General features: G+C 40.8%; 2 protein-coding genes. Both read right to left on the reverse strand.

Features of this window, described 5'->3' with window-relative positions; all coding sequences use genetic code 11:
- Positions 1-536: ABC transporter permease (locus tag ACCC84_RS23815; RefSeq protein ID WP_371902419.1), on the reverse strand; the 536-nt coding region annotated here is incomplete at its 3' end.
- 28 nt (positions 537-564) lie between these two features.
- A partial coding sequence (locus ACCC84_RS23820) for a hypothetical protein (protein WP_371902418.1) occupies positions 565-921 on the reverse strand: 357 nt, incomplete at its 5' end.

The raw sequence follows: 921 nt of genomic DNA on the forward strand, positions 1-921 counted from the left end.
GTAGATAAGAGACTACCTCCAAATATCATTTGTAAAAAGTATAGCACTAAGCTACTGCCTACTGCGATAGCAGCTGATCTCGTCCACACGCCAATCAAGGATGCTAGACTTGCATATAGGCAACATTGCAATACGATTGCTCCGATAGAGTATATAACATCCATCATGTCACCCCATTGTATATTTGTGGGAGCCATCAGAGGATTCACTAACAAAGAAACAATGAATATATTAACAGCACCCGTAATGATGAGCAAAATCATCGCAGCAATTTTTGCAACATACAACCTCGAGCGCGAGGACGTATGCAGGAACAGTTGTTTCAGAGTACCATATTGATATTCATCCGTCCAAATAAGAGGTGACAAAACAATCGCCCAAGGTAGAATAACAAGCATTCCCGATAGGCCAAGCAAAGCATTTACCATTTGAGCCACCGTATCATCAGCCTTGAGATTACTGGTGTATGCCCAAGAGAACAGTACTGTCATCACAATAAAACCAATGTGTGAAAGAATAAAGATTCTTTTATTCACTATCTTCAAACATTCATTCCATAACAATTTAACTCACCTCACCGCGCGCAGTTGTCCATTTTAAAAACTTATCCTCTAAACTCGTATGTGCCGACAACACCCGATGAACTTCCACCCCAGCATCACACAATGCTCGAATCAGCTTTGGAACTTGACCTTCATCAATAGCTACTATCATAGTATGCAAACCGTTAGATAATTTCTCTGTCTGCATATAATCCAATGCATGATGATCATCCCCAAACAAGTTAACCACAACTTCGCTTGTAAGCTCAACATTATCAATGTGAAGTGTGATACAGAATTCCCCATCATTTAACCCATCATCAATCCGCTGCTCTGTCACTAAGCAGCCATTCTGCATAATAACCACTCGGCGTGCCAT

The sequence above is a fragment of the Serratia odorifera genome (assembly GCF_041448735.1).
In the GTDB taxonomy this organism is placed as follows: domain Bacteria; phylum Pseudomonadota; class Gammaproteobacteria; order Enterobacterales; family Enterobacteriaceae; genus Serratia_F; species Serratia_F odorifera.